The 606-nt window shown below is 73.8% G+C and carries 1 protein-coding gene; it reads left to right on the top strand.

What is annotated here, in order from left to right; translation table 11 throughout:
* Positions 1 to 453: FAD-linked oxidase C-terminal domain-containing protein (locus LPA54_RS35175; protein ID WP_306806589.1), on the top strand; the 453-nt coding region annotated here is incomplete at its 5' end.
* Positions 454 to 606: the final 153 nt, after the last annotated feature.

Here is a 606-nt window from a genome sequence, read left to right as displayed (position 1 = left end):
CGCTACGCGGCGCCCTATCTGCGGGACGCCCTTCTCGACGCCGGAGCCTTCGCCGAGACGCTGGAGACGGCGACGTTCTGGTCCGGCCTCCCCGGGCTGTACACGGCCGTCCGTGACGCGCTCACCGCCACCCTCACCGACGCCGGGACCCCGCCGCTGGTGATGTGCCACATCTCCCACGTCTACGAGAACGGCGCGTCCCTCTACTTCACGGTGGTCTCCGCCCAGGGTGAGGACCCCGTGGCCCACTGGACGCGCGCCAAGCACGCCGCCAACGAGGCGATCCTCGCCGCGGGCGGCACCATCAGCCACCACCACGGCGTGGGCACGGACCACCGTGACTGGTACCTCCGCGAGGTCGGCCCCCTCGGCGCGGAGGCGCTCCGCGCGGTGAAGAACCGACTGGACCCGGGGGGCGTACTGAACCCGGGCGTGCTGCTGCCCTCCGACTGACGGACCGGGCTCCTGCTCACTGCCCCCGCCCAGGCGCCCCGCACATCCACCCCACCCCCTCGGCCCGTACCCCGGAGGCATCCCGATGCGACAGTTCACCGCCGTCGTCAACCCCACCGCGGGCGCGGCCGGTTCCGCGGCCGCGTTGCTCGC

The organism is Streptomyces sp. DH12 (assembly GCF_020873895.1).
Lineage (GTDB): Bacteria > Actinomycetota > Actinomycetes > Streptomycetales > Streptomycetaceae > Streptomyces.
Note: the sequence above shows the minus strand (reverse complement) of the source record. Positions and strands in the feature narration are given on the sequence as shown.